Below are 5,718 nucleotides of genomic sequence, written 5' to 3' on the forward strand. Positions count from 1 at the left end.
CCCTTACCCTTGGCTGTGGTTCCTGGGGAAACAACTCGATCAGCGAGAACGTAGGACCAAAACACCTGTTGAACATCAAGACCGAAGCTGCCAGGAGGGAAAACATGCTCTGGTTCAAACTGCCTCCAAAGACGTATTTCAAGTACGGCTGTCTGCCTGTTGCCCTTGGCGAGTTGAAGGGTAAGAAGCGCGCATTCATCATCACCGACTCCTTCCTCTTCACCAGTGGTATGGTGGATAAGATCACCGATACACTCGATGCAATGGGTATCGAATGTGAAACATTCCATCAGGTAAAACCCGATCCTACCTTGGGTACCATCACCGAGGGAATGAAGTTGATCAATGCCTTCAAACCCGATGTACTCATCGGTCTTGGCGGTGGTTCCCCTATGGATGCTGCAAAGATCATGTGGTTGCTCTACGAGCACCCGGAGGTACAGTTCGATGGGCTTGCTTTGCGGTTCATGGATATCCAGAAGCGAATCTACGCCTTCCCGAACATGGGTAAGAAAGCTGAGCTTGTATGTGTACCTACCACCAGTGGTACCGGTAGTGAGGTTACTCCCTTTGCAATCATCACTGATGAGAAAAGTGGGATGAAATATGCAATTGCAGACTATGCACTCACCCCAACCATGGCAATCGTGGATAGCGAGCTTGCCATGGGAATGCCCAAAGGCCTGACCGCAAGCTGTGGTGTTGATGTATTGACCCATGCTCTGGAGGCACTTGCCTCCAGCATGTCCACCGACTATACCAATGGCTTGAGCCTTGAAGCGGCCCGTGTCATCTTCAAGTACCTGCCAAAGGCATATCGGGATGGGACGGACAAGAAGGCACGTGAGAAGGTACACAATGCCTCCACCATCGCGGGTATGGCATTCAGCAATGCATTCCTGGGAGTCTGCCACTCGATGGCACATAAGCTGGGAGCCCAGTTCCATATTCCCCATGGTATGGCAAATGCGCTGCTGCTCTGTAATGTCATTCGCTACAATGCGACTGACAACCCGACAAAACAGGCTTCCTTCCCACAGTATGAGTACCCCTCTGCTGTGAGCAGGTATGCAAGAGCTGCTGACTACATTGCCATGGTGGTAAATGAACAGGAGAATACTCCCTACATCAAGACTACGGCAACCGATAGCCAGGACAAGAAAGTTGAGGCCTTGGTTGCAGGGATTGAGATGCTGAAAAAGGAACTTGATATACCTTCCTCCATCAAGGAGTGGGGCATCAAGGAGGAGGACTTCCTGGCAGTGGTTGACGAGCTTGCAGTGAAAGCATTCGATGACCAGTGCACGGGAACCAACCCCCGCTATCCCTTGATCGGCGAGATCAAGCAACTCTACCTGGACTGTTTCTATGGAAGAGTGTACCAGGAAGCCTAAGTGCGATTAATTCTTACCCAGAGAGGACTCCGCTAAACGGGGTCCTCTCTATCTGTGTACAAAAAATAATGCATCACTAAAAAATGTAAGAATATGGTTAAGGAATCCCGAGCGAAAACCAACAACCTAGGCTTCTGTACAAGAAATGCCTCTTGTATTACTATGCTCGCATGTTTGAATGCAAACTCATCTGTACCGATATAGACGGTACCCTGCTTGATCCAAAACACCAGATCAGCGACAGAACAAAGGAAGCCATTCACCGTGCTCGGAGAAAGGGCATTATCGTTGCGCTTGTCAGTGGCAGGATCTCAGGAAGTCTTACCCTGATCCAAGAGGAACTGGGAATCACCGGACCACTGGGGTGTTTCAATGGCTCGCTTGTGCTCGATGAGGACGGCAAGGAACTGGAAGCACACCCCATCAGAGAGGAGCAGTGCATGGGTGTCCTCTCCTACCTTGCACAGACCGAGCTTGAGTACTTTGTTTTTACCAATGAAAGTTGGTACATGAATGAAATGAATGCCTGGTACGATGTAGAAGTAAGAGCTTCCCGTACACAGGGACGTATTGTCCCCTTGGACCGTCTCTGCAACACGCTAGGCGTGGGTGAGAGACCATTCAAGCTCTTGGCAATGCATAATGACCCTGAATATATGAGGGAACAAGAGAAAGCGTTGCAGACCCGATTCGGTAGCTCCTTGAATATCTTCAGCTCCTCCCCACGTTATATAGAAATACTGGCAAGAGGTGTGGACAAGGGCCATGCAGTGCGCTCTCTCTGTGAATCGTATGGAGTGGGCCCAGGTACCGTCATGGCAGTGGGCGACTACTACAATGATATTGGGATGTTCCGAGCAGCTGGATATGCAGTTGCTATGGCCAATGCCCCCGATGAGGTAAAAGCGCATGCACACGCATGTACCGCCAGCAATAGCGAAGATGGTCTGGCCCTCGCCATTGAGTCAGTCCTATGAAGCGGATACTCTCCCTCTACAGAGGGTTGCCGCAGCCGATCTATGTTCTCTTCTTTGCAACAGTCGTCAATGCTGTCGGGATATTCATCTATCCATTCCTGACGCTCTACCTCACCAGACGATTGGGATATACCCCGCTGCAAGCGGGTACCTTCATGACCATTGCCTCCATCCTCTATGTTCCTGGCTCCTTTATCGGCAGCAAACTTGCCGACACCATAGGGCGAAAGCCGGTGTTGGTGGTATTCCAACTGCTGATGGATCTCTGTTTCATCCTGGCGGGTTTCTTTGAGGGAGAGGCATTCGTGCCCTACTTCATTCTGCTGGGTTTGTTCTTCGATGGTGCGGTCGACCCCGCCCGGGAAGCTTTGAAAACCGATGTTACCAGCATCGAGAATCGTCAGGTCTCATTCAGCCTCATCTACCTTGGACATAATGTAGGCTACTCCATCGGCCCGGTCATCGCAGGTTACCTGTTCTACAAAGCTCCTGAATGGTTGTTCTATGGGAATGCCGCAGCCGGCATTCTCTCCGTGCTGCTTGTCATGATCAAGATAAAGGAGAGCAAGCCTTCCAAGGAACTGATCGAGGAGAGCAAGGGATGGGATACCACAGAGAAGGGAGAAGAGGGAGGCCTTTTCAAGGCCTTGCTTACCCGTCCAAGACTCCTATTTTTCGCACTTTCGGTCACCTTTTTCAGCTTTGCCTACAGCCAGACATTGTTTGCGCTCCCTCTGCTTACCACCAACCTGTTCGGGCAGGCGGGAGCACCCCTGTATGGGAAGATGATGGCGATCAACGGGATTGTAGTGGTTATATGTAATCCAATTATCGTGAGCATGCTTAGGCGGTTTCACCCTCTGGCAAATTCAACCCTCTCTGGTATTTTCTATGCAATCGGATTCGGCCTCTTTGCTTTTGCGACCACCCCCATTGTATTTATGGGTTTGACAGTAATCTACACATTGGGAGAGATCATATCAGCAACCAATGACAATTTCTATGTGGCCAACAATACCCCGATCAGCCATCGCTCACGATTCTCTGCAATCCTTCCCATCATCATGGGGACCGGGCATGCAATAGCCCCCATAACCGGGGGCCTGATCATAGAATCGTACTCCATGAGCCTGCTCTGGATCACCACTGCCCTGGCCGCCCTGATTGGGGCAACCGGGGTCTTCCTGATCTACCTGAAAGAGAAACAGGAACGAAAGTAAATACTTACAGCTTTTCCAAGAGTGCCTTTACTGCATCAGAAGGAAAATCCTTATCAGAGGAATGCTCGCTGAGCAATTGCTTCAACCATGAAGTTACTGCCTCACTCTGCGGCAGGATGTACCCTGCTTCACGATAACAGTCCTCAGCAAGTACACGATTGCTTGCTGCAATGGCATGCATGAGCTGCTTGAAGACAGGATCATCACTTGCCTCTGCGAGGCTTCTAGCCAGGCGCTCCTGTCCTGCTTTACTCTTTGCCAAGGCGAATAAGCTCTTTCTTACTGCCTCACTCTTTTCCTGCGGAGGTGGATAGACAGAAGGGACCAAGTAGATTGCATGACTTGGGCAGGCATCCACACAGAGTCGGCAACCATCCTGGCATTTTGCGAAATCTATCTGTCCATTTTCCGTATCGGTTGCACCTGTTGGACAGACAAACAGACAGACACAATCTTTGGTGCAGAGGGAAATATTTCTTGCAGCGTGCATCAGAGGGCCTCCTTCTGGATGGGGTGGATCTTGAAACTGGGAACTTTACAGATCGGGCAGAGGGATGGAGGATTATCGCCTACATAGATAAAGCCACAAATCTCGCACACCCATACGTTGGTGTTTTCAAGAAGTGCACTACCCTGTTTCTCATACCGTACCATGAGTGCCTTCAGGAGTTTGGAAGCTTTCTCACCCCAAAGCAGTGCCCGTTTTGCTCCTCTGTCATTGGCCTTCTCTGCAGCAGTATTTGCTTCTGCATAGCCATTAGACAAATCTGCATTGATTGCAGCAAGCAATCCCTGGTAATCCTGTTCCTTCTCATTGGTACGCTGTTTGTCATAATAGGCAGCGAGTGTCCCGAACAGGGCGGCTTCCTCACTCCTGAGTTGCTTGTTACATGCTTTTTGCAGATTGGAACAGAGAGCTCCAAGTTCTTCGGCCGATAACTGTCTCATAACGTCTTCCATGAACGACCTCCTCTTCTTATTAATCGCTTACAGTATAGCATCCCATGCCGGATTTTTGGAAAAAGTCTCGAGGTTTTTCAATTCATCCATTTTGCTGGATATTATTTTTACCAGGAACAATCTAGACACGTGTATAATTTTTCTACACGCTGACAAGAATCGAGGGACCTGCAAGAAAACAGTATCTAATGACGAATTTTTAGAATACAAAGGTTTGCAATATCCATACTTTCTGCATGAAACACAGAGAAATTGGACAAGCAATCAAAGAACTCAGACAGCAGAAAAACATGACACAGGAAGAACTCATAGAGAGAGCTGACCTCTCTCGAAGCCAGCTCTATTACATTGAATCGGGAAGACGGACACCCCGCCTTCCCACAATCCATAGTATTTGTGCCGCGCTCGAACTTTCATTTCTCGAGTTTGTGCACTATCTCTATCGTTACTCCCCTACCTCTTCAACACCAAGCATCTCATCAATGGATGCACCAGGGGCAACCATCGGATAGACCTTGTCATCGACAGGTATCTCACAATCAATGAGAACAGCTTGTCCCAGGTCCAGTGCCGCCTGAAGAATCGGCTTCGGATCATCTGTCTTGCTGATTCTCATTCCCTTTACCCCATAGGCCTCAGCAAGTTTCAACCAATCGATGGGGGTATCGAGAGTGGTCTCACTGTAACGTCGGTCGAAGAAGAGCGTCTGCCACTGACGTACCATGCCCAGTGTCTGGTTGTTCATCAAGAGAATGATAACCGGTAGCTGATACCGCGCAATGGTAGCCAGTTCATTGCAGTTCATCTTGAAACTGCCATCCCCGGCAACATTGACGACGCGAGCATCAGGATTGGCTACCTGTGCTCCGATCGCAGCTCCTGTTCCATACCCCATGGTTCCAAGCCCACCACTGGTGAGGAAGTGACCGGGCTGGAGGTGCTTGAGGAACTGTGCAGCCCACATCTGATGTTGTCCAACCTCAGTAACGGCAAAGAACCCTTCAGGAAGTACGCTCTGCAGCGCTTTCAGGATCTCCTTGGATCGGGCACTCTCGCTGTCCACCCTGATTGGGTATCGCTTCTTATATTCAGCAACTTGCTCCATCCACTTCGTATGCGTCATGGGATTCACAATTCGGTTGTTCAGCTCATTCAGCACTACTTTCA

At 49.7% G+C, this 5,718-nt stretch carries 7 protein-coding genes; 4 read left to right on the forward strand and 3 right to left on the reverse strand.

Features of this window, described 5'->3' with window-relative positions; genetic code table 11:
• The 3 genes from JF818_RS03455 to JF818_RS03465 form a co-directional block, all read left to right on the forward strand.
• A partial coding sequence (locus tag JF818_RS03455; protein WP_198890589.1) for an iron-containing alcohol dehydrogenase occupies nucleotides 1-1,394 on the forward strand: 1,394 nt, incomplete at its 5' end.
• Nucleotides 1,395-1,564: 170 nt separating this feature from the next.
• Nucleotides 1,565-2,371, forward strand: a complete 807-nt coding sequence (locus tag JF818_RS03460) for an HAD family hydrolase (RefSeq protein WP_198890590.1) — start codon at nucleotides 1,565-1,567, stop codon at nucleotides 2,369-2,371.
• Complete coding sequence (locus JF818_RS03465; protein ID WP_198890591.1) at nucleotides 2,368-3,591, forward strand: MFS transporter; 1,224 nt, start codon at nucleotides 2,368-2,370, stop codon at nucleotides 3,589-3,591. Before JF818_RS03460 ends, JF818_RS03465 begins: the two co-directional genes overlap by 4 nt.
• A 4-nt stretch (nucleotides 3,592-3,595) precedes the next feature.
• Here the strand turns inward: JF818_RS03465 and JF818_RS03470 are convergent, their stop codons facing one another.
• Nucleotides 3,596-4,081, reverse strand: a complete 486-nt coding sequence (locus JF818_RS03470; protein ID WP_198890592.1) for a 4Fe-4S ferredoxin — start codon at nucleotides 4,079-4,081, stop codon at nucleotides 3,596-3,598.
• A complete protein-coding gene (locus tag JF818_RS03475; protein WP_198890593.1) occupies nucleotides 4,081-4,551 on the reverse strand; it encodes a rubredoxin-like domain-containing protein in 471 nt (156 codons plus the stop codon). The genes JF818_RS03470 and JF818_RS03475 overlap by 1 nt, the downstream gene beginning before the upstream one ends.
• Before the next feature lie 236 nt (nucleotides 4,552-4,787).
• Here JF818_RS03475 and JF818_RS03480 point away from each other — a divergent pair, with 236 nt between their 5' ends.
• Nucleotides 4,788-5,063 carry a helix-turn-helix domain-containing protein gene (locus JF818_RS03480; RefSeq protein WP_198890594.1) on the forward strand — a complete coding sequence of 92 codons (276 nt, stop codon included), beginning with the start codon at nucleotides 4,788-4,790 and terminating at the stop codon, nucleotides 5,061-5,063.
• On the opposite strand, the gene JF818_RS03485 is transcribed toward JF818_RS03480, so the two are convergent.
• On the reverse strand, nucleotides 4,997-5,718 hold a 722-nt coding region (locus JF818_RS03485), incomplete at its 5' end, for a thiamine pyrophosphate-dependent enzyme (protein WP_233065901.1). The two genes, JF818_RS03480 and JF818_RS03485, sit on opposite strands and share 67 nt — an antisense overlap.

The organism is Sphaerochaeta sp. S2 (genome assembly GCF_016406725.1).
Classification (GTDB): Bacteria; Spirochaetota; Spirochaetia; order Sphaerochaetales; family Sphaerochaetaceae; genus Sphaerochaeta.

Coding starts and splice junctions, on each gene's coding strand:
- JF818_RS03475 (WP_198890593.1), bottom strand. CDS start 4,551: ATGGAAGACGTTATGAGACAGTTATCGGCCGAAGAACTTGGAGCTCTC.
- JF818_RS03480 (WP_198890594.1), top strand. CDS start 4,788: ATGAAACACAGAGAAATTGGACAAGCAATCAAAGAACTCAGACAGCAG.
- JF818_RS03460 (WP_198890590.1), top strand. CDS start 1,565: ATGTTTGAATGCAAACTCATCTGTACCGATATAGACGGTACCCTGCTT.
- JF818_RS03470 (WP_198890592.1), bottom strand. CDS start 4,081: ATGCACGCTGCAAGAAATATTTCCCTCTGCACCAAAGATTGTGTCTGT.
- JF818_RS03465 (WP_198890591.1), top strand. CDS start 2,368: ATGAAGCGGATACTCTCCCTCTACAGAGGGTTGCCGCAGCCGATCTAT.